Annotated in this window: 23 protein-coding genes; 9 read left to right on the top strand and 14 right to left on the bottom strand. The window is 69.6% G+C overall.

Going from position 1 to position 20606, the window contains the following annotated elements:
- Positions 1-60: 60 nt before the first annotated feature.
- Both JWP54_RS00235 and JWP54_RS00240 read right to left on the bottom strand, forming a co-directional pair.
- Entirely contained in the window at positions 61-1056 is a 996-nt protein-coding gene (locus JWP54_RS00235) for a glutathione S-transferase C-terminal domain-containing protein (protein WP_297366177.1), read from the bottom strand.
- Positions 1053-1379: a hypothetical protein gene (locus JWP54_RS00240; RefSeq protein WP_297366178.1), complete on the bottom strand. Its 327-nt coding sequence runs from the start codon at positions 1377-1379 to the stop codon at positions 1053-1055. Before JWP54_RS00240 ends, JWP54_RS00235 begins: the two co-directional genes overlap by 4 nt.
- Before the next feature lie 205 nt (positions 1380-1584).
- Between JWP54_RS00240 and JWP54_RS00245 the strand changes: the two genes are divergently transcribed.
- A complete protein-coding gene (locus JWP54_RS00245; RefSeq protein WP_297366179.1) occupies positions 1585-2055 on the top strand; it encodes a VOC family protein in 471 nt (156 codons plus the stop codon).
- Positions 2056-2107: 52 nt separating this feature from the next.
- On the opposite strand, the gene JWP54_RS00250 is transcribed toward JWP54_RS00245, so the two are convergent.
- Both JWP54_RS00250 and JWP54_RS00255 read right to left on the bottom strand, forming a co-directional pair.
- On the bottom strand, positions 2108-3367 hold the full coding sequence (locus JWP54_RS00250; protein WP_297366223.1) for an MFS transporter: 1260 nt from the start codon (positions 3365-3367) through the stop codon (positions 2108-2110).
- Between the two features lie 166 nt (positions 3368-3533).
- Entirely contained in the window at positions 3534-5048 is a 1515-nt protein-coding gene (locus JWP54_RS00255) for an HNH endonuclease signature motif containing protein (protein WP_297366180.1), read from the bottom strand.
- A gap of 391 nt (positions 5049-5439) precedes the next feature.
- Here JWP54_RS00255 and ligD point away from each other — a divergent pair, with 391 nt between their 5' ends.
- Positions 5440-6462, top strand: a complete 1023-nt coding sequence (gene ligD / locus JWP54_RS00260) for a non-homologous end-joining DNA ligase (protein ID WP_297366181.1) — start codon at positions 5440-5442, stop codon at positions 6460-6462.
- A 116-nt stretch (positions 6463-6578) separates the two neighbouring features.
- On the opposite strand, the gene JWP54_RS00265 is transcribed toward ligD, so the two are convergent.
- Entirely contained in the window at positions 6579-7085 is a 507-nt protein-coding gene (locus tag JWP54_RS00265) for a dihydrofolate reductase (RefSeq protein WP_297366182.1), read from the bottom strand.
- Positions 7075-7914: a thymidylate synthase gene (locus JWP54_RS00270; protein WP_297366183.1), complete on the bottom strand. Its 840-nt coding sequence runs from the start codon at positions 7912-7914 to the stop codon at positions 7075-7077. Before JWP54_RS00270 ends, JWP54_RS00265 begins: the two co-directional genes overlap by 11 nt.
- Before the next feature lie 109 nt (positions 7915-8023).
- Here JWP54_RS00270 and JWP54_RS00275 point away from each other — a divergent pair, with 109 nt between their 5' ends.
- A complete protein-coding gene (locus JWP54_RS00275; protein WP_297366184.1) occupies positions 8024-8758 on the top strand; it encodes a glutamine amidotransferase in 735 nt (244 codons plus the stop codon).
- Positions 8759-8765: 7 nt separating this feature from the next.
- On the opposite strand, the gene JWP54_RS00280 is transcribed toward JWP54_RS00275, so the two are convergent.
- The gene (locus tag JWP54_RS00280) at positions 8766-9452 is read right to left on the bottom strand and encodes a response regulator transcription factor (RefSeq protein ID WP_297366185.1); all 687 of its coding nucleotides are present in this window, start codon (positions 9450-9452) and stop codon (positions 8766-8768) included.
- Positions 9449-10786 (bottom strand): ATP-binding protein, encoded by a 1338-nt coding sequence (locus JWP54_RS00285; protein ID WP_297366186.1) that lies wholly within the window; start codon positions 10784-10786, stop codon positions 9449-9451. Before JWP54_RS00285 ends, JWP54_RS00280 begins: the two co-directional genes overlap by 4 nt.
- A gap of 113 nt (positions 10787-10899) precedes the next feature.
- Here JWP54_RS00285 and JWP54_RS00290 point away from each other — a divergent pair, with 113 nt between their 5' ends.
- Positions 10900-12498: a PspC domain-containing protein gene (locus JWP54_RS00290; protein ID WP_297366187.1), complete on the top strand. Its 1599-nt coding sequence runs from the start codon at positions 10900-10902 to the stop codon at positions 12496-12498.
- Between the two features lie 9 nt (positions 12499-12507).
- On the top strand, positions 12508-12846 hold the full coding sequence (locus tag JWP54_RS00295) for a hypothetical protein (RefSeq protein WP_297366188.1): 339 nt from the start codon (positions 12508-12510) through the stop codon (positions 12844-12846).
- 189 nt (positions 12847-13035) lie between these two features.
- On the opposite strand, the gene JWP54_RS00300 is transcribed toward JWP54_RS00295, so the two are convergent.
- Both JWP54_RS00300 and JWP54_RS00305 read right to left on the bottom strand, forming a co-directional pair.
- A complete protein-coding gene (locus JWP54_RS00300) occupies positions 13036-13857 on the bottom strand; it encodes an alpha/beta hydrolase (RefSeq protein WP_297366189.1) in 822 nt (273 codons plus the stop codon).
- Between the two features lie 20 nt (positions 13858-13877).
- A complete protein-coding gene (locus JWP54_RS00305; protein WP_297366190.1) occupies positions 13878-14012 on the bottom strand; it encodes a hypothetical protein in 135 nt (44 codons plus the stop codon).
- A gap of 10 nt (positions 14013-14022) precedes the next feature.
- Here JWP54_RS00305 and JWP54_RS00310 point away from each other — a divergent pair, with 10 nt between their 5' ends.
- Positions 14023-14613 (top strand): hypothetical protein, encoded by a 591-nt coding sequence (locus JWP54_RS00310; RefSeq protein WP_297366191.1) that lies wholly within the window; start codon positions 14023-14025, stop codon positions 14611-14613.
- Positions 14614-14634: 21 nt separating this feature from the next.
- On the top strand, positions 14635-15747 hold the full coding sequence (locus JWP54_RS00315; RefSeq protein ID WP_297366192.1) for a helix-turn-helix domain-containing protein: 1113 nt from the start codon (positions 14635-14637) through the stop codon (positions 15745-15747).
- On the opposite strand, the gene JWP54_RS00320 is transcribed toward JWP54_RS00315, so the two are convergent.
- Positions 15744-16172: an ASCH domain-containing protein gene (locus tag JWP54_RS00320; RefSeq protein ID WP_297366193.1), complete on the bottom strand. Its 429-nt coding sequence runs from the start codon at positions 16170-16172 to the stop codon at positions 15744-15746. The genes JWP54_RS00315 and JWP54_RS00320 overlap by 4 nt on opposite strands.
- A 389-nt stretch (positions 16173-16561) precedes the next feature.
- Between JWP54_RS00320 and JWP54_RS00325 the strand changes: the two genes are divergently transcribed.
- Positions 16562-17572: a DNA topoisomerase IB gene (locus JWP54_RS00325; RefSeq protein ID WP_297366224.1), complete on the top strand. Its 1011-nt coding sequence runs from the start codon at positions 16562-16564 to the stop codon at positions 17570-17572.
- 130 nt (positions 17573-17702) lie between these two features.
- Positions 17703-17918 (top strand): PLDc N-terminal domain-containing protein, encoded by a 216-nt coding sequence (locus JWP54_RS00330; protein WP_297366194.1) that lies wholly within the window; start codon positions 17703-17705, stop codon positions 17916-17918.
- Between the two features lie 86 nt (positions 17919-18004).
- Here JWP54_RS00330 and JWP54_RS00335 read toward each other — a convergent pair whose 3' ends face one another.
- From JWP54_RS00335 to JWP54_RS00345, 3 genes are all read right to left on the bottom strand, one after another.
- Positions 18005-18319: a hypothetical protein gene (locus JWP54_RS00335; protein WP_297366195.1), complete on the bottom strand. Its 315-nt coding sequence runs from the start codon at positions 18317-18319 to the stop codon at positions 18005-18007.
- Entirely contained in the window at positions 18226-19305 is a 1080-nt protein-coding gene (locus JWP54_RS00340; RefSeq protein WP_297366196.1) for an acyl-CoA dehydrogenase family protein, read from the bottom strand. The genes JWP54_RS00335 and JWP54_RS00340 overlap by 94 nt, the downstream gene beginning before the upstream one ends.
- A 186-nt stretch (positions 19306-19491) precedes the next feature.
- Positions 19492-20538, bottom strand: coding sequence for an ATP-dependent DNA ligase (locus tag JWP54_RS00345; RefSeq protein ID WP_297366197.1), 1047 nt, complete (start codon positions 20536-20538; stop codon positions 19492-19494).
- Positions 20539-20606: the final 68 nt, after the last annotated feature.

The raw sequence follows: 20606 nt of genomic DNA on the forward strand, positions 1-20606 counted from the left end.
GGAGCAGGACGGGATCGGCCACGTGCTGGCGTCGACCGACCCCGGTCCCGCGATGGTCGTCTAGACCTCGGTGTGCGCGGGGCCCTGCTCCGTGACGCGGTCGCCGAGGTGGTCGCGACCGTGCGGCTCGTCCCAGCCCGCGAGCACCGGCCCCTTCGGCACGATGCCGGTGGGGTTGATCTGCTCGTGCGTGCCGTAGTAGTGGCTCTTGATGTGGGCGAAGTCGGTCGTGCTGCCGAAGCCCGGGGTCTGGAACAGGTCGCGGGCGTAGGCCCACAACACCGGCATCTCGCTGAGCTTGTTCCGGTTGCACTTGAAGTGACCGTGGTAGACCGCGTCGAAGCGGGCCAGGGTCGTGAACAGCCGGATGTCCGCTTCGGTGATGGTGTCGCCTACCAGGTAGCGCTGGGTGCTCAAGCGCTCTTCGAGCCAGTCCAGTCGCGCGAAGAGGGTTCGATAGGCCCGCTCGTAGGACTTCTGACTGCCGGCGAACCCGCACTTGTACACGCCGTTGTTGACGTCATGGAAGATCAGGTTGGCCACCTCGTCGATCTCGGCGCGCAGGGCCTCCGGGTAGAGATCGGGGGCGCCGGGGCGGTGGTAGTCCACCCACTCGGTCTGAAAGTCCACGGTGATCTGCGGGTAGTTGTTGGTGACCAGCTTCCCAGAGGGAACGTCGACGATCGCGGGCACCGTTATGCCGCGTGGGTAGTCGGGGAAGCGGGCGAAGTAGGCTTGCTGGATGCGTTCGATGCCGAGTACGGGGTCGACACCGTTCGGGTCGAGGTCGAAGGTCCAACTGTTCTTGTCGTGCGTGGGGCCGGGCAGGCCGAGGGAGATGACCTGCTCCAAGCCCAGCAGGCGACGGACGATGGCGGTGCGGTTCGCCCACGGGCAGGCACGGGCGGCGACCAACCGATAGCGCCCGGGTTCCACGGGCCAGCCATCGCGCCCGTCGCGCGTGATGCGGTCCTCGATGTAGTTCGTGTCGCGGTCGAAGTCCTTGCCAGGCTCCACATAACTTGGGACTAGCGTGCTGGGGTTCAGATTGCTCATGGCTCCACGCTACGGGAATATCCCGTGCGTACGCATGGAGTTTCGGCGGGCCGGGCCGAACCGCCCCGGAGACGGCCCGCCTCGTCGAGCAGGTGGTGCAGGGACCAGGGTGTCGCGTCGGCGAGGAGCTCGAGCAGCGATTGGGCGGATGCGCGGGCCTCGGCCGCTCCGCGTGGGTCGTAGACGTCGATGGCCAGCGGCGGGGCCTCACCGAACTCGGGGATCTCCACTTCGACCCGGCCGCCCTGCGGCAGGCGTACCGACGGGTGCGCGGTGCGGGCATCCTGGACGGTCGTGCCGAGCGTCGCGGCGATGACGGCCAACGCCTCGGGCTGGTGGCGTGGATGTCGGCGACGAGCGTTGAGAGGTGGTCCATGGGTGCCCATCCGGTTGGGGTGTTGGCGCAAGCGGAGCAAGCCGTGCCACCGGGTTCGCCGGACGCCTCGCGCGGGAGGCCGGACGGGTCGATAATCGGTGATGTTCCGAGCGTGACAAAAACGAAGCACCCAACGACATGAGGAGACCATCATGAGCATCCGGCTCAACCCCTATCTCGGCTTCCGCGACAACGCCAGGGAGGCCATGGAGTACTACCAGAGCGTTTTCGGCGGCGAACTGACCGTCAGTACCTTTGCGGAGTACCACGCCAGCGAGGATCCGAGCGAGCAGGACAAGACCATGCATGCCGCGCTCGCCGCACCGAACGGCCTGGAGTTGATGGCCGCGGACACACCCAACGCCATGGACTACACACCGGGCAACAACTTCTCGGTGTCGCTCAGCGGCGAAAGCGCTGACGGCGAGGAACTGCGCGGCTACTTCGACAAGCTCGTCGACGGCGGGTCCGTGACGATGCCGCTCGAGGTCGCGCCGTGGGGCGACAGCTTCGGGATGTGTGTCGACAAGTTCGGCGTGGCCTGGATGGTGAACATCGCGGGTGCCCCGGCGGATGTGTCCGCGAACGAACGCGCAGGGACCGCCTCGAGCGACATCATCTAGCCTGACGGCCGGCCCGGCGACATGGCAGGAACTCCGCCAGCCAGTGGCGCTCTCACGTTTCCGGGGAAAGCCGAGACGGGCCGCTGCGTGCTCGCCCGAGCGTCCAGATCGTAACCACGAGCACCAGGGACATGGCCACCAGGCCGAGGCCCGAGTACCCCACGACGAGAAGCACCGGTCCCGCCAGGGCCCCGGCGAGGGCGCCGGCGGCGTTCATCGACAGGTCGGAGAAGCCCTGGAGGGGCGCGCGATCGTGTACGCCCACCGCATCGGAGATAAGGGCAGAGCCGGCGACGACGGATGCCGACCAGCCGACGCCGAGGAGGATCAGGCCGACGACCATGGCGGTCGCCGACTCGTCGGCAAGCCAGAACGTGAGCAGGGCGCTGAACAGCATGGCCTGGCCGGTCAGGATCACCGGCATCCGGCCGCCCCGGTCGGCGAGGGCGCCGAACACGGGAGACAGCGCGTACATGCCGGCCACGTGCAGGCTGATGGTGAAGCCCACGATCGTGAGGGACGCACCGTGGTCGCGTAGGTGCACGGGGGCCATCGACATGAGCGCAACCATGGTGGCGTGGCTGAGCGCGATTGCGGCCACGGCGTAGCGGGCGGCTGGGTGGCTGCGCACAAGGGCGAGGCCGCCGCGCCGCGGGGCGCCGCTCGCGGTGGCGCCGCGCTCGGCCATGGCGGTGAGGAGCGGATCGGGCCGCAGCCCGATCGTGTAGACGAGGGCGGCGCCGAGGGTGGCCGCCAGGGAGAAGGCGAACGCCCCTGTGAGCGGGGGCAGCCCGAGTGCGGCGCCCACCACCTCGCCGGGGCCGAACAGGTTGGGTCCGAGCACCGCTCCGATTGTGGTGGACCACACCACGATGGACAGGTCGCGGCCGCGAGTGGAACTGCTGGCCAGGTCGGTGGCGGCGAAGCGGGCCTGCAGGTTCGCGGCCGACCCGGAGCCGAGCAGCATCAGCGCCATGAGCAGCAGCGGGAAGTTGTCGACGGCGACCGATGTGATCGCCAGCGCGGCGCCGAGGCCGGCGACGAGGGACCCGGCCGCCAGCGACCGGCGGCGTCCCCGCGCCTGCGCCAGCCGCGCCAGGGGAACCGCTGCCAGGGCGGCGCCGAGGGTGCTCATGGTCGCGGCCATTCCGGACCAGGCGCTGGAACCGGACAACTGGGCCGCCAGCAGCGCCCCGAGCGACAGGGTGGCGCCCATTCCAATGCCACCGAGGATCTGCCCGGCGACCAGGATCCAGACGACGGTGCGCTGCCGCGGTGCCCGACGATCGTGCGCTTTCGGCTGCTCGATCATCACCGTCCCATTATGGTGTGCTCGGTCCCCGTGGCCAGCGGAGCGTCACGCGAGCCTTCGACCGACGGTTCTCGCTACACCACAGGCGTTGCAGCACTCAACCGGGTAGCCAGTCACTCTCGTTAAGTGACTGCGCGGCGGGCGCACGAGGTCCGATTCGCCGCTCTCAGAAGGGCGGGTTTTCGGCGGCCGGTGGCGAGGGGTACCGTTTGGGCTGGTGCCGGGGCATCAGGAAGCTGTCGTCGGCGGGTTGCTTCTGGGTTTTCGGTCCCACGGTCGGTGGTGCGAGGCGGGGTGGTCCGATCGGGTTGGCCGGGTCGGTGCGGTAGGTCCGCTTCCCCGGCGAGGTCCAGACCAGCACCCCGCCCGCTTCCTGCGTCACCGACCACTGACTGAGGTGTTTGAGCCGGTGGTGGCCTTCGCAGAGGTGCGCGAGGTTGTCCAGGGTGGTGGCGCCGTCATATTGGCGGTCTTGGGTGTGGTCGATGTCGCTCTTGATCGCCGGTCGGGAACAGCCGGGGAACCGGCAGGTCTCGTCTCGCATTCGCAACACTTTTCGCATGCCCTTGATGATTTTCTGTTGCTTCTTGTCGACGGAGAGGATCACTCCGGTTTCGGGGTGAGTGAGGATGCGGGTGAAGCTGGGCGCGTTGCCGGCGACAAAGCGAGCCGCGTCGGGAGAGATCGGCCCGTAGCCTTCGAGGGTGGCGGGTTCCTCGTCCAGGCCCAGCAGGGTCAGGGCCGACACGGTTATCATCACGGTGCCGCGCATTCCGGCACCCAGCCCGGTCGGGGTGATCCCGTCCAGCAGGAGCGCGGCGGTGACGTCGGCGCGGAGCTGGTCAAGGGTGCGGGTGGGGAGGTCCTCGGTGATTTTCGGCTCGATCCCGAACGCGGCCCCGGCCCCGGCGCCTCCGAAGCCGTCTTCGACACCGGCACCGGCCTCCTGGTCGGCTGAGTCGCAGTCCGAGGATGGGTCGCCCAGCTTCTTCAAGCTCGTGGCCATGCTGGTGATGCGGTTGCAGGCCGCTGTGGTTTGGTCGGCGGTGCCGTACCAGTGCAACCAGCCCATCCCATCCGGCGCGGCCTCCCACCAGGTGCGCCGGTCCGCGAGAGCGTCCGTGCTGCGGGCCACGATGGACTCCGGGTGCAGTTTTTCACGGAGCCGGCGGGCCCGATCCTTGAACCGGCCCGCCGACTGTGACTTCGCCACCGGCAGCACCTTCTCTTCGAACGCGGCCTGGTCCTCGTCAGGCACGGTGCGGATCTGGTCGAGCAGGGTTGTCGCATGCCGGTAACTAATCTCACCACGAGACAGCGCATCGAACGTGGCCGGGGCGTGGCTGTAGAGGAACCGGGCCTCGTCCAGCTGCCGTTCGATGGTGCGCTCGGTGGTGCGCGTCAGGCAGGCGGTCTCGGGCACGATGGTGCGGCGGGCGATCTCATGCTTGTCCCACCGGGCGTACGCGGCAGCGCGGGCCCGGTCCTCGGTCATGGTCGCCGCGTTCCGGTCGGCCGTGCGTATGGACTCCCGGTCGCCGTGCAGTCGGGAGGACACCCGCGGATTCTCGCTCCAGGCCTGCAGATGCAGCAGGGCTTCGACGCGGCGAGCCTGGGCCTGGGCGATCAGCCTGTCCTCCGCCGCGACTCGCTCGGTCAGCTCGGCCAGATCGTCGCGCACCCGCTGATCCATCGTCGGGTCCGGCTGGTACGACTCGGGCAGATCCGGTATCGGCGCGGGCGCGGGTGCTGGCGCAGGTTCAGGTGCGGGCGTGCTCGCCAGTGTGGGTGGTTGTGGATCTGGTGGAGCGGGCTCCAGAGAGTAATCGTCGTCAACGTCCGGAACTGGCGGTGGTGCCTGGTCTGGGCTACTCATAGTGAGATCGTCTCACCTACCACCGACATCGAACCCGCCCGCAGGACCCCTCCGTGGGACTATCGAAAACTTTCTCGCGGAAGGGCCGAGGCGGAGCAGAGGCGGGCGCAGAGGTGCGGCCGACCTGGGCGGGGCAGTGGAGGTGCGGGAGGTGTGGGAGAGGCACACCGATCGCGTTCGGGGCTAAATTAGGCGCATGGCGAGTGAAGCGACCGAACTGACAGTTCCCGGACCGAACGGCGACCGGGTGATGCGCGTTTCCAGCCCGAGCCGGGTGCTCTGGCCGGAGGCCGGCATCACCAAGCTCGACCTGGCCAACTACATCGTGGAGGTCGGGGACGCTTTCGTGGCCGCCAACGGCGACCGGCCGCTGTCGCTGCAACGGTTCCCGGCGGGCGTCGACGGCGAACAGTTCTTCTCGAAGAACCCGCCCAAGGGGGCACCCGACTTCATCCGCTCGGTGCCGGTGGTCTACCCGAGCGCGCGCACGCATCCGCAACTCGTGATCGACGAACCGGCCGCCGCCGTCTGGGCGGTGCAGATGAACACTGTGGTGTTCCATCCGTGGCCCTCGCGGGCGGAAAACACCGACAACCCCGACCAGCTCCGTATCGACCTCGACCCGCAGCCGGGCACCGACTTCGACGACGCCATCCCGGTGGCCATCGAGCTGCGCGCGGTGCTCGCCGAGGCCGGCCTCACCGCGTTCGTCAAGACCTCCGGTAACCGGGGGCTGCATGTCTTTGCGCCCCTCGAAGCCACCAAGGAGTTCCAGGTGGTGCGGCACGCCGTCATCGCCGCCGCGCGCGAAGTCGAACGACGGATGCCGAAGACCGTGACCACTGCCTGGTGGAAGGAGGAGCGCGGCAGCCGCATCTTCCTGGACTTCAACCAGGCGAACCGGGACCGCACCATGGCCGGCGCCTACAGCCCGCGGCCACTGCCGCACGCCCCGGTGTCGTGCCCGATCACCTGGGACGAGCTCCAGAACACCGATCCGACGCTGCACACGGTCCTGACCGTGCCGGAGCGGTTGCGCACCAACGGCGACCCCTGGGCTCAGATGCACGCCGACCCCGGTCGCATCGACACACTGCTCGAGTGGTGGGAGCGGGACCTGGCCGCCGGGCTGGGCGAGCTGCCGTTCCCGCCGGACTATCCGAAGATGCCGGGGGAGCCGCCCCGCGTGCAGCCCAGTCGCGCCCGCCACGACCCCTGAACTCGTGGCGGTGCTGGTGCAGCGCCCGCGCCCGCGGCCGACCGCGCGGCGTATCCAGTCGGGCCTTCAGCGACGTGTGAGCGCTCGGCCCGATCCGGCTGAGGCGCCACCGGAGGCTAGGCCGTGACGCGCCCGTAGCTGACGAAGCGGTACCGCAGACCGGTTCGCGAGGTCAGCCAGTCGCCGGTGGCGGTCTGCGCGAAAGCGGCATCCACCACGGGTGCGACGGTGTCGCCGGGCGCGTCGAGGTCGACCTCGGTCACTTCGAGGCGGTCGGCGAGGGGCATCGACTGCCGGTAGATGTCGCCGCCGCCGATGATCCAGACCGGCCCGGGCAGAGCGGCAGCCAGGGCGTCGGCCAGGGAGTGCACGACGGTGGCGCCATCGGCGCTCCAGTCCGGCTGGCGGGTGATGACTATGTTGTGCCGGCCGGCGAGGGGCCGGAACGGCTCCGGCAGCGAGTCCCAGGTGCGGCGGCCCATGACGACGGCGCCGGCCAGGGTGAGCTCCTTGAACCGGGCGAGGTCTTCGGGCAACCGCCACGGGATGGTGCCGGCGTCACCGATGACACCGTTGACCGCCTGCGCCCAAATCAGGCCGACGCCGGTGCCGTCAGACGGCAACGGGAGCCTTGATCGCGGGGTGGTGCACGTAGTCGACGACCTCGAGGTCCTCGAACCGGTAGTCGAAGATATTGTCCCGCTCGGTGGTGATCTTGAGCTGCGGCGCCGGGTACGGCGTGCGGCTGAGTTGTTCGGTGACCTGCTCGAGGTGGTTGGAGTAGATGTGGCAGTCGCCGCCGGTCCAGATGAAGTCGCCCACTTCGAGGCCGGTCTGCGCCGCGACGAGGTGGGTGAGCAGCGCGTAGCTGGCGATGTTGAACGGAACGCCGAGGAACAGGTCGGCGCTGCGCTGGTAGAGCTGGCAGGAGAGCTTGCCGTCCGCCACGTAGAACTGGAACAGTGCGTGGCACGGGGCGAGCGCCATCTCGGGGATGTCGGCGACGTTCCACGCCGACACGATGATGCGCCGGGAGTCCGGGTTGGTCTTGAGAGTCTCGATGACCTGGGCGATCTGGTCGATGTGGCCGCCGTCAGGCGTGGGCCAGGACCGCCACTGCACGCCGTAGACCGGGCCGAGTTCGCCCTGTTCGTCGGCCCACTCGTTCCAGATGCGTACGCCGTGTTCCCGCAGCCAGCCCACGTTGCTGTCGCCGCGCAGGAACCAGAGCAGTTCGTAAGCGACGGAGGGGAAGTGCACCCGTTTGGTGGTGACCAGCGGAAACCCCTTACTGAGGTCGAAGCGCAGTTGGGCGCCGAACACGCTGAGCGTGCCCGTGCCGGTGCGGTCCGCTTTGTTCGCGCCGGTCTCGAGCACCAGGCGCAACAGATCTTCGTAGGGAGTGGCGATGGTGCTGGCCTCGGGCGCGCTGGTGCCTTGCTGGATGTTCATTGGCATAAATCTACCCGCTCGGCCTCCCTGCACAGAGCGAAGAGGGGGTGTTCGTGCCCCGCGGCGTCACATCCGCATCCGGAACCGGCTTCCTCGCTAACATGGGGCCGTGAAGCCCTTTCTGCTACTGGCAACCCGCTTCGAGGATGAAGCCGCCGACGACGAATACGCGGGGTTCCTTGCGGCCGGGAGCCTGCGTCCCGAACAACTGCATCGCGTTCGCCTCGAGGCGGCCCCGCTGCCGACGGTGAATCTCGCTGACTACTCCGGCGTGATCGTGGGCGGCAGCCCGTTCAACGCGAGCGACCCGGCGGGAACCAAATCGGCGGTGCAACTGCGGGTCGAAGCCGAACTCGCCGGAGTGATCGACCAGGTCGTGGCGCAGGACTTCCCGTTCCTGGGCGCCTGCTACGGCATCGGCCTGCTCGTCGGCCACCTCGACGGAGTCGTCGACGACACCTGGTCCGAGCCGGCCGGGCCCATCGTCGTCAGCCTCACTCCGGACGGCGCGGCCGACCAATTGTTCGGCCGGCTCGCACCGAACTTCGAGGCGTTCGTGGGCCACAAGGAGGCCTGCACGGCCCTGCCGGCGGGCGCGGTGCTGCTCGCCACCGGGGAGAGCTGCCCGGTGCAGGCGTTCCGGGTCGGCCAGAACGTCTACGCCACCCAGTTCCACCCCGAACTCACCCAGGCCGGCATCCGCACCCGGCTGCGGGTGTATCACGACAACGGCTATTTCGAGCCGGATGCCTACGACGACGTGATCGCCGCCATCGACGCGTCCCGGGTGACCGAGCCCGCCAACATCATGAAGGCGTTCGTGGAGCGATTCGGCACCCCGTAAGCCCACCTCAGAGCAGCTTGCGGGCCGTCGCCCAGGCGGTGAGCTCATGGCGGCTGGAGAGCTGCAGCTTGCGCAGCACCGCCGAGACGTGGGTCTCCACGGTCTTGGGCGAGATGAACAGAGCGCTCGCGACCTCCTTGTAGGCATAGCCGCGGGCGATCAGCCGCATCACCTCCTGCTCCCTGGCCGACAGCCGGTCGAGCTCGTCGATACTGGCCGCGGTCTCGCCCGCGACGGCACCGAAGGCGTCCAGCACGAACCCGGCCAGCCGCGGCGAGAAGACGGCGTCCCCGCCCGCCACCCGGCGGGCGGCCTCTGACACCTCGGCGCCGGAGGAACTCTTGGTGATGTACCCGCGGGCACCGGCGCGGATGACGCTGACCACGTCGTCCGCCGCATCCGACACGCTCAGAGCCAGGAAGAGGGTGGCCGGCGCTTGGGGAGCCGCGGCGCGAATCACTTCGGCGCCGCCGCCGCCGGTGCCGCCGGGCAGATGCACGTCGAGCAGCACCACCCGGGGCTGGGTGGCCACGACGACCGCGATCGCCTCGTCGACGGTCGCCGCCTCGCCGAGCACCCGCAGGGCCGGATCCAGCTCCGAGCGGAGGCCCGACCTGAAGATTGAGTGGTCGTCGACGATCACCACCGTGAGATCGGGGGCGTCGCCGGTGGCGGAGGCGGTCGGGTCGGTCATGGGGTGTCTTCCTGAACGTCGAGGGGGAGCGTGAGCCGAATCTCGGTGCCGGTGCCGCCGGGCCCCGGCTGCACCGTCGCCGTGCCGCCGGCCCGCTGCATCCTGGCCAGGATCGACTCGCGCACGCCCCAGCGATCCGCGGGGATCGCCCCGATGGAAAAACCCGGGCCCCGGTCGGTGACGCTGACCTCGATGGCGGCCGGGGAGGACTCGACGTACACCGAGATGTCGCCGCCGGCGTGCCTGGCCGCGTTGAGCATGGCTTCCCTGGCGGCCGCGAGCAGCGGTTCCGGCACTTCCCGGTCGACGGAGCCGACCGCGACGACGTCGACGTGCGCCGCGAAGTCCCGCTCCAGCGTCGTCGCGAACCCGCGCAGCTCGGCGGCCAGGTCGACGGGTGCATTCCGGGTACCGGTGAACAGCCACTCCCGCAGGTCTCGTTCCTGGGCGCGGGCGAGCCTGGCGGCGTCGGAGTGCGGGCCGGCCTTCTGCTGGATCAGCGCCAGGGTCTGCAGCACCGAATCGTGCAAGTGGGCGGCCATCTCGGCCCGCTCCGCCTCTCGCTCCCGGGCGGCGCGCTCATCGGAGAGGTCGCGGGTGAGCCGCACGGCCCAGGGAGCCACCACCACGGCGACTCCCACGAGCACCGACAGGGCCGCGACGATGACGGTCCAGACGTTGGGGCTTTCGCTCGTGATGAAGAACAGCAGGATGCCCAGGGCCACCAGCACCAGCGCGCCAAGGGCCCGCACCAGCATGCCCGAGCTGCGGGGGCCGGCGCCGCTGCGCAGCTCGGCGAACTGCCGCCAGGCCAGGCCGGTGCCGGCCAGTGCCACGATCGCGGGGATGATGGCGTCCAGCGGCAGCTCGGCACCGAGCCGGTTGGCGATCAACGCTCCGGCGGTGCTGACAAGGGCGAGGCCGAGGAGGATCTCGGTGACGGGCGCGCGCCGGGGTTCTCCTGCGGCGGCGTCAACGGATGCGCCGGTGGTGCCGGTGGTGCCGGCGGTGGCCGGCGAGGCCAGGGCCGGTGCGACCGGGGTCGTGAGGGAGCCGGACCGCGCGGAGGTGGTGAGAGCTGCCTTGGGTAGTCGGTCGTGGTGTCCGCCGCTGCCTGTCGCAGGAGCTTCGTCGGGGGTCGTGGCCCACAGCCAGCCGTACAGCAGCACACCCGCGCCGCCGCAGAGCGCCAGCACGAACGTCACGGTACGCACCAAGGTGACGGGCAGACCGGTGTGCCGGGCAAACCCCGCGCAGACGCCCGCCACGATGCGCAGGCGCGGGCGCACGAGCCTCCCGCTCGAGCGGGGGTGGGCGGCACTCACGTCGGTCACAGCACCATCCAAGCACCCATGGAGCCCCTGGTCGCTCGCCGAACCCCGGGGTCAGGGTGCAATCAGGGTCTTCCCCCATGGCTCGTCGCGCGGCGGAGCAGCAAGATGGAGCCATGACCGAGACATCAGCGCCCTTCACTCCCGGCACCCCGTACGGTGCACCCGGTGGCACCGGGCAGTCCAAACAGCCTGGCGGGGCCGCATTCTTCGACTGGGTATGCAGCCTCGGCTTCGTCCGTGGCCAGGACCGCTGGCTGGCCGGCGTGTGCGGGGCGATCGCAACGCGCACCGGCCTCGACCCGTTGATCGTGCGCGGCATCGCCGTCGTGATCGCAATCCTCGGCGGCCCCATCTTCTTCGTCTACGCCCTGGGGTGGGCGCTGATGCCCGATCAGTCCGGCCGGAGCCTGGCCGAGAAGGCGGCGCACCAGGTCTTCGAACCGGCCATGATCGCCGTCGGCGTGCTGCTGTTCTTCATGTTCATCCCGTGGATGCAGGGCATCTGGTGGCAGGGACCGCCGGAAGTGTGGGGCATGCCCGGCTGGCTGGAAGTGCTGCTGCGCACCAGCTGGGCCATCGGGCTCACGGTGGGCATCATCCTGCTGGTGATCTACATCGCCAAGCGGGTACCCTCGCCGCGGAACACCGCCGGCTACCCGTCGGGCTACCCGGCAACAAACCCGACGGCCAGCCCGTCAGCGTCCACGCCCGATGCGGATGCCCCCACCGCTGCCGCTGGGCCGGAGACCGCAGCCCAGCCGAGCACCACCGATCAGGCACGCGCCGCGTCCACACCCCACGCCCGGGCAGCGTCGAGCCCGACGTCGACGTTCGTCCCACCGATCCCGCCCGTGCCCGATGCCCCGGCCGCAACCGGCTCGACGGCGAGCGCCAGCCCGGCCGGCCCATCGCTGTGGGATGACCTCGCCGGCCGCCGGCCAGCCGGGACTCCGTCGGCCGGACCTGCGCCGTACGGGTCGGCACCGTACGGGTCCACCCCCACCGGTCCCGACTCCGGAGCCGGCGCCCCCGCCGCGGCCTTCGACCCCGAGCGATACCGGTCGGCGCACCGCCGCCGGCAGCTGGGCGCGGGTTTCGTCTCCGTCGTGGCCGGAGTGGCGCTGAGCGCCGGTGCCGTCGCCGCGTCCTTCGTGGCAGACGGATCCTGGTCGAACTCGGCCTTCCTGGTCGGCGCCGCGGCCGCGCTCGCCGTGGTCGCCCTGGGCATCGTGGTCGCCGGCATCCGCGGCAAGGAGGGCGGCTGGCTGAACTTCTTCAGCATCGCACTGGTCGTCAGCATGGGCTGGACCGCGTTCATCCCCGCGGACGCCGATGTGGTGCCCTTCGGCGATCCCACCTGGCAGTACGACACGAGCGACCCCACCGGCCTGGCCATGGTCGCCGGTTCGCCCCGGATCGACCTCTCCGGGCTCGATCGCACCCCCGCCGGCATCGACCGCACGATCGACGTCTGGCTGGGCTTCGGGGACGTCGAGCTGCTCCTGCCCGAGAACCGCACCGTCGAGGTGCAGGCCAGCAACCTGGCCGGCGGGATCGACTACGGCGAGTCCGGCGTCGACCGCGGCGGCCTGCTGTTCTTTGACTCCCGGTTCGTCTCCGAAGGCAGCGGCACCGGCGTCACGACCGTGCGTGTCTGGACCGGCTTCGGCGAGGTCACCATCAACCAGCCGGCCTCGCCGGCCCTGCGCTAGGAGAACACCATGACCGACGCATCCACCAACCCGAACAGCACCACCAACACCGGCGCCGCCCCGACGGAGCCGACCATCCCCAGTCCTTCGGCACCCGCCGCCACGGGAGGGCGGGCGGCGCCGGCAGCAGAGGCGGCCTATGCCGACCCGTTGCCGCGCAAGCGCCGCCCGCTGGTCGCCACTATTCTCTGGGGCGCCATGATGCTCGCGATAGCGGCCTTCTTCGCGGCCCGCGAACTGGCTCCGGGCGGACTCGACCTGGTCACCTGGCTGCTTACGGCCGTCGTCGGTATCGGACTGCTGCTCGTGGTCGCCGGAATCGCCGCCGCCTCTCGTCGCGCCGGCTGAGCCGGGGCGCCCGCAGATAAGGATTTCGTGAGTTTTTCCGGACGTAATCGCCTGGGGTGTCCTTATTTCGTCACTATCTCCTTATGCGCCAGGGCAGCACCACCCGGTAGGGCCGGCCCGATGCGAGCCGGCCGGTGCGGATGCGGCGGCCAAGCGGCCGCCGCATCCGATGGCACGGAAGCGAAAACGCTACTGGGCGATGAAGGCCAGCAGGTCCTTGCCGAACCCGGTGCGGTAGTCGCCGTAGATGCCGTGCGGGGCGCCCGGGTAGACCTTGAGGGTGCCGTCCTTGACGAGCTCTGCGGTCTTGAGCGCCGCGGCGCCGATCGGAACGATCTGGTCGTCGTCGCCGTGAGCGATGAAGATCGGCACGTCCAGAGCCTTGAGGTCCTCGGTGAAGTCGGTCTCGGAGAACGCCTTGACGCAGTCGTAGGCGGCGGCGAGGTTCACCAGCATGCCCTGGCGCCAGAGGTCGTCTTTGGCGCCCTGCGATACCAACGATCCGTCGCGGTTGGCACCGAAAAACGGCACGGTCAGGTCCTGGAAGAACTGTGAGGCGTCCTTGAGCACACCGGCGCGGATGTCGTCGAACGCCTCGATCGGGGTGCCCTCAGGGTTGTTCTCGGTCTTGACCATCTGCGGCGGAACGGCTCCGGCCGTGACCACCTTCACGACCCGGCCCACACCGTGCTGGGCGGCGTAACGCACCACCTCACCACCACCCGTGGAGTGGCCGACCACGACGAGGTCGTGCAGGTCGAGAGCCTCGACCAGCTCGGCGAGGTCCTGGGCGTAGGTGTCCATATCGTTGCCCGTGTAGGTCTTCGACGAACGGCCGTGGCCGCGCCGATCGTGCGCGATGGCGCGGTAGCCGGCATCCGCCAGCAGCTTGAGCTCAACCTGCCAGGCGTCGGATGAGAGCGGCCAGCCGTGGCTGAAGAGCACGGGCTTGCCGGTGCCCTGCTCGGTGTAATAGATCTGGGTGCCGTCGGTCGTGGTGATGTAAGGCATGGTGTGCTCTCTTTCGTTTGTTAGGAAGGGATCTGGGCGGTCGCCAGGGCCTCGATGAGGTTGGCGACCTCGGTGGGGTGGGTCTGCATGACGAGGTGCGGCGCATCCAGTTCGACAACCCGGGCGAAGCCCGCGCGTTCGTACCCGAATCGCACGACATCCCGGGTGGATGGTGCGGTCAGCGCTTGCGATGATGCCCCAGGACGGCTTCGTTTTCCAGGCCGCCGCAGCGACGGGCTCTGCGAGGACGTCGGCGGGAATCGGAAGCGGGGCCACGGAATCGGGAAAGCCGCCCTGCAGCAGCCCGATGCTCTCGCCGACTTCGAGCACATAGGCGGCGACGAAGACCAGGCTGGTGACGTTGTCGGCCGCTCCGACCACCCCGACGACGGCGCCGCCGGAGCCGTGGCCCGCCAGCAGCACGGCCCGTCAACCTGTTCAACGAAGGAGCGGATCTTTGCGGCCCCTCCTGCGATGCTGCTGTGGGTGACCGGCGGCACGAGCACGGCACCCGCGGCGCTGCAGGAGATCCGTGACCGGCGCCCAGGAAGGAGCCTCGCCGAAGGGGCCGTGGGTGAGAACGATGGTCGTGTCGGTCAATCCGGCTCCTCTCTGGTGCCTGGGGTCGACCCGGGTAGCGAACGTCCGCGCCGACAGGAAGTTGCGCTGGTCGAGCGCATCTGCGACTCTCATCAAAATGACGTCGACACCCAGCACATCGTCCTGCCTTGGCGTGTCGCAACGCAGAAAGCATGAAGAACTGGTGAATCTCGCACTGTGAGTCCGTCACCCCTCGCCGCGCGGCTGCGAACGCTTCGACTGGCAGCGGACCTCACCCTGGAAGGGCTCGCCGAGAGAAGCGGCATCAGCGCGCGCACCATCAGCGATATCGAGCGCGGGGTCAGCGTCGCGCCGCAGCGCCGCACGGCGGCGATAGCCCAGGGCCTCGGACTCGACGTCGCCGGCACCGACGCGTTCCTCCGGTCGGCTCGGGCCAGACGCCGTGCTCCAACCGATAACCACCGGGCGTCGGCGATCGCCCCGCACCGGCTGCCGGACTTCACCGGCCGCGATCGAGAGATCGCCGCCATCCGCGCGCTGCTCGACGCTCCCGCGTCGGCGGCAGGGGCGCCGACAGCCGTGATCATTTGCGGACCCCCGGGTATCGGGAAGACCACCAGTGCGCTCGAGGCCCTCAGCACCGCGGGCGAGGTCCGGCCCAAGGTCTACTATGTCGACCTCGACGGCTTCAACACGGTGCCACTCACCCCGCTGCAGGTGCTGCGGGCACTCCTGCGTCAGGTGCCCGGCATCAGTGAAAAGCTGCCGACCAACTTGGATGACGCGACACTGCTCTGGCAGAAGGTGACCGCCGACAGCCCGCCGGCGGTGCTGCTGGACAATGCGGCGAACGAGTCGCAGATCCGGCCCGTGCTGGCGCTGCAGAAGCGTGGCGCGGTTGTGATCACCTCACGCCGTAGCCTCTCCGGCCTCGAGGGCGTGCGCCGAGTGACGTTGGGGCCGCTCGGTGAGGAGGAGAGCGTCCTGCTGCTTCGCCGCCTGATCCCGGCAGACCAGCGCAGGGCCGGTGACCTGCGTGAGCTTGCACAGTTGTCGGACCACGTTCCGCTGGCCCTGCGCATCGCAGGCAACCGGATCGCCAGCCATCCGGACTGGCAGACGGCCGACTTCGTGGCGCGGATGCGGTCGGCCGAGAACCGGCTCCGACTGCTCGTGGCGGGAGACCTTGCGGTGGAGGCCGCGTTCGCGCTGTCCTACGACGACCTGGAGCCGGAAAACGCCGCACTGTTCCGGGATGCGTTCACCAACGAGCAGCGCACTCAGCTCGAAGAGCTCCGCGCGACATTGGAGCCGGCCGGGCCTGCCTAAATGACGGGAGCGTGGACGACGCGGAAGACCTTGCTGATCACCGGCTCGGCATCCGTCAGGACCCAGTCGGGGTCGTCCAGGTGCTTGCGGATGGCGGGGACCAGGGTCTCCCAGTAGTCGCGGTGCACGGTCTGCCAGTTCTCCAGCGTGGGGGACTCGTGCTGGGCGAGCTCCAGGGTGGTGTCAGCGGCGGTGTGCTCGCGGACCTCGAGCACCTCGACCACGGCGACCCGGGTGTTCGCGGAGTCGACGAGGGCGTATTCGGTGCCGACGACGGGGAGGGGCTCCCCGGTCAGCTCGTAGGCGACGCGCAGGTTGGATGAGCCGGTCTTGTCCCCGCTCATCACCAGGGCGACCATCAGCTCGCGGAACTCGCCGGGCTCACCGAACACGAGCGGGGGAAGGGTGTCGATATCGGCAAGCATGGGAACTTTCTCTCGCGTCGCCCGCGAGTACTCGCACGGGCCGTGAGGATCAGTATAGAGAGCGCCTGGAGCGCTCCCAGCCGCCGTTCCTCCCGAGTTCTCGGCGGCCGGAGGACTCCCGGTGCTTGCCCGGAATGCGCCGCGCGCTTACGCTGAAAAACCCACAGCACGCCCGGAGGATGATCATGGCGACAAGAACCCGGACCGCCCTCACGAGAGGCACCGTTAAGAAAGGCGCTGTCAAGTCAGGCACCGCCAAGGAAGTCACGGCCGAGCAGGCCGTCGTTGCGACACCCGTGGCGAGGAAGCGAGAGTCAGCGAAGCCTGCCGCCGACACACGAGTGGCCGCCCGGTCCGCATCGACCCGGACGGCATCCGCGACGCCGGCGGTGAACCCGGCGGCAGCCCGACCCGCCGCCGCCCGCCCCCGGGCCGTCCGGTTGCGCCGCAGCAACACCTCGGGCACCGGGTACACCCGCCGGCGCTCGGGCCGCGGCTTCAGCTACCTGGACGCGGCCGGGCTCGTCATCGCCGACCCCGAGCTGCGCGCCCGGTTCAGCGCCCTGGCCATCCCGCCGGCCTGGCAGGACGTCTGGATCGCCCCGTATCCCAACGGCCACATCCAGGCGACCGGGGTGGATGCCGCCGGCCGGCGCCAGTACCTCTACCACCCGGATTGGCGCCTGAAGCAGGACCGGGCGAAGTTCGCCCGCGCCCTGAAGCTGGCCGAGTCGCTGCCCCGTGCGCGCGGCTACGTGACCCGGTGCCTGCACCAACCGGGGGCAACCCGGGAACGCGCCCTCGCCGCCGCGTTCCGCATTCTCGATTCCGGCGCTCTGCGCATCGGCAGCGACCGGTATACGGAGGAGAACGGCAGCCACGGGCTCACCACGCTGCAGCGCTCGCACGTGAGCGTCGACGGCGACACCGTGCACTTCGCGTTCCCCGCCAAGAGCGGGCAGTCCTGGCAGAGCAGCCTGACCGACCCCGACGTGGCCGCGTTCGTGCGGGACGCGCCCGACGATTCACCGGATGCCCCGTTCCTCGCCTGGGACGACGACGGCCAGCCGCGTACGGTCTCGGCCGCCGACGTGAACGAGTTCATCAAGCAGCACACCGGTGGCGACTTCACCGCCAAGGATTTCCGCACCCTGCGCGGCACCATCGCGGCGGCGATCAGCCTGGCCAAGAACGGACCGGAGGCGACGAAGCGGGCCCGGGCCCGGGCGCTGACGGCGGCCATGCAGGCCGCGGCGGAGGTGCTCGGAAACACGCCCACCATCGCCCGCACGAGCTACGTGGACCCGCGGGTGGTCGATGCGTTCACCGCCGGGGAGACGATCGATCCGGCCCGCGCGGCATCCGCCGAGTCGGAGCTACGCCGGTTATTGCTGCCCTGAGCCCGGATTGCCCGTCGGGGTTCGTTCTCCGAGGCGCGTTCGGTGGCATGATGCGAGCAACGCGCGCCGCCAGCGTGGCGACTGCGCAACGACGAACACGACGATAGAGACGATGATGAAGGAGAGTGATATGGCTACGCGAAAGTGGAGCGAGATGGCCGGGCCCCAGAAGTTCGGCACGGTGGCCGGAGGAATCGTGCAGTTCGTGCTCGCAGCCCTCGCCTGGAGTGACCTGGCCCACCGGCCGGCCAAGAAGGTGAACGGCCCCAAGGGCGTTTGGGCCGCCGTGATCTCCATCAACTTCGCCGGTCCGATTGCCTACTTCCTCGCGGGCCGCAAGGACTGACAGGCTTCGTCCGTCATGTGCAAACTTCCCGCCTTCGTTGTCCTCGGAAAGGCGGGAAGATTGCAAACGAGAACGGGCCGCTCGGGTCAGGTGGACCAGCTGGGCTCGGGCACCTCGTTCAGGAGCACGTACTGGCCGACGTCGCGCTTCTTGTCGGCGGCCGGGTCGTGCAGGCTGTGCGTACGCAGGTTGCGCCAGAAGATGTCCGAGCCCACCGAGTTGGCCGTGGCGCGAGCGCCGGTGAACTCGAAGATCTTGGCCGTGGTCTCCAGGCCGTCCTCGATGGCGCGCAGCTTCGCGGCGGCGATCAGCACCGCGATCTCGCCGCGGCGGCGGGCCGTGAGGTCGTGGCGCCGCGCGTGCAGCACCTCGCTGATCTCGGCGCCGGCCCGGTCGGCCACGGCCTCATCGGCCCAGAGCTTGGACTGCAGCTGGCCGTACCCCTCCAGCAGGTACCACTCGTCGGTGGCGCGTTCCTGTCGCCGTCGCCGTACGGCCAGGCGCGGGTGGCGGTGCGGGTGTACGCCGACGCGGTTTCCAGGGCGCCCTGTGTGATGCCCAGGTAGAAGTTCGTGAAGACCAGCTGGATCGCCGGCACGTTGAGGGTGTTGTAGATCAGCGGCTGGAACACCTTCTCCACGAAGCCAGCAGCGGCGGCCCACGGCACGCGAACACCCTGGATCTCGACGGAGCCGGACTCGGTGAGGCGCTGGCCGAGGTTGTCCCAGTCGCCGCCGAAGCGGATGCCGGGCTGGTCGGTGGGCACGATGGCGAAAATGTGGGTGTCGGTGCCGGCCAGCATCCCCTCGAGCACGGTGAGATCGGCGACCTGGCCGCCGGTGGAGAACGACTTGCGGCCGGTGACGACCAGCTCATCGCCCTCTTCGACAACGATGAGGTCCGAGTCGCGCGGATTGACGGCACCGCCGAAGAGGAAGTTGTTCGTCGTGTACAGGTCCTCAATGGCCGCGATCTGCTCGTCGGTGGCGACAAGGCGGGCGGCCCACGCCCGCAGGTAGTGGTCGCCGAGCAGCTGCCCGATCGAGCCGTCGCCGCGGGGGATGATGCGGATCACCTGGTAGGCCGTCTCCCAGGTCTGCCCGCCGCCGCCGGAGGCGACCGGGCCGAGCAGCGTGACCAGTCCGGAGGCCTTGAGCGGGCGCACCTCGGCGTGCGGCGCCAGGTTGGCCCGGTCCCGGTCGACGGCGTCGACGATGAGGATGTCGGACACCTCCCTGGCCCGGTCCAGCCAGGCCTGCGCAGTGGTGGGGGCGGCGGCGTCGGCCCAGCGGTCGTCCAGCGCGGCGGCGGAGGTCGTGACGGTGTCGGCGGATTCGGTCAGCGCGGTATCGGTCAGGGGATGTCCAATCGTGGTCGGCGTGCGCATACCGAGGTCGGCGCCCGGCACGACGAATCAGCGGCCGAGGTGCTGCCGCTTGGATCGTCCCGACGCGTTCGCTCGAGGTGATGCAACCATAGGCAGGCCCGAGCCCCGAACGGCTGAACGGGGGCAGCGGGAGCCGAAATGCGACCCTAAGTTACCTCCGCTCCGCCGACGAACCGGCGCCGTGACTTAGTCGAGCACGTCGGCCAGGTCGTACGCGATGGGCCGCTCCAGCTGCTCGAAGGTGCAGGAGCGGGCCTCGCGGTCCGGCCGCCACCGGTCGAACTGCACGGTGTGCCGGAACCGCTCACCCTCCATGTGGTCGTACCGCACCTCGAGCACCCGTTCGGGTCGCAGCTTCACGAACGAGGTGTCCTTGCCGGCGGAGAACCGGCTCGGTTCGCCCTCACCGGTGACGACGTTGCCGGCCTCGTCCCGCAGCACCAGCGGTTCCAGCTCGTCCACCAGCGCCAGCCGGCGCACATCGCTGAACGCGGATGCCCCGCCCACGCTCCGAAGGTGACCGTCGCCGTCGTACAGGCCGAGCAGGAGCGAGCCCACGCCGTTGCCGCTGACGTGTTTGCGGTAACCGAGCAGCACGACATCCGCGCTGCGGTGGTGCTTCACCTTGAACATCAAGCGTCTGCCGGGGGCGTACGCGGCGGCGAGCGGCTTGGCGACGATGCCGTCCAGGCCGGCGCCCTCGAACTCAACCAGCCAGCGGCGGGCCAGGGCCACGTCGCGGGTGGTGCGGGTGAGGTGGATGGGGTCGCCCAGGGAACCGACGAGGGTTTCGAGCGCGGTTCGGCGTTGTTCGAACGGCGTGTCCAGCAGGCTGTTCCCGGCCAGGCCGAGCAGGTCGAAGGCCACGAAGGTGGCCGGGGTCTCGTCCGCGAGCCGGCGCACCCGGCTTGCGGCCGGGTGGATGCGCTGCGACAGCTGCTCCCAGGACAGGCGTTCCCGGCCCGGCTCACCCGCGCGGAGCACGATTTCGCCGTCGAGGATGCAGGGCTGCGGCAGCAGCTGCTCGAACGCGTACGTGAGCTCGGGGAAGTACCGGGTGAGCATCTTCGAGCCGCGACTGCCGATGGTGCTCGCGGTGCCGTCGAACGAGACGATGCTGCGGAAGCCGTCCCATTTGGGCTCGTAACTGAGGCCGCCGGGCACGCTGTCCGGTTCGGGGACCGTGTCGACGGCCTTGGCGAGCATGGGGGAGACGGGAGCTGCGACTGCCATGCCCAGAGTCTGGCCTGCTTCCGGCCCGCGGTACACCTCTTGCACATATTCCCAGCGCGGCTGGGTAT

Source organism: Cryobacterium sp., assembly GCF_025463825.1.
Lineage (GTDB): Bacteria > Actinomycetota > Actinomycetes > Actinomycetales > Microbacteriaceae > Cryobacterium.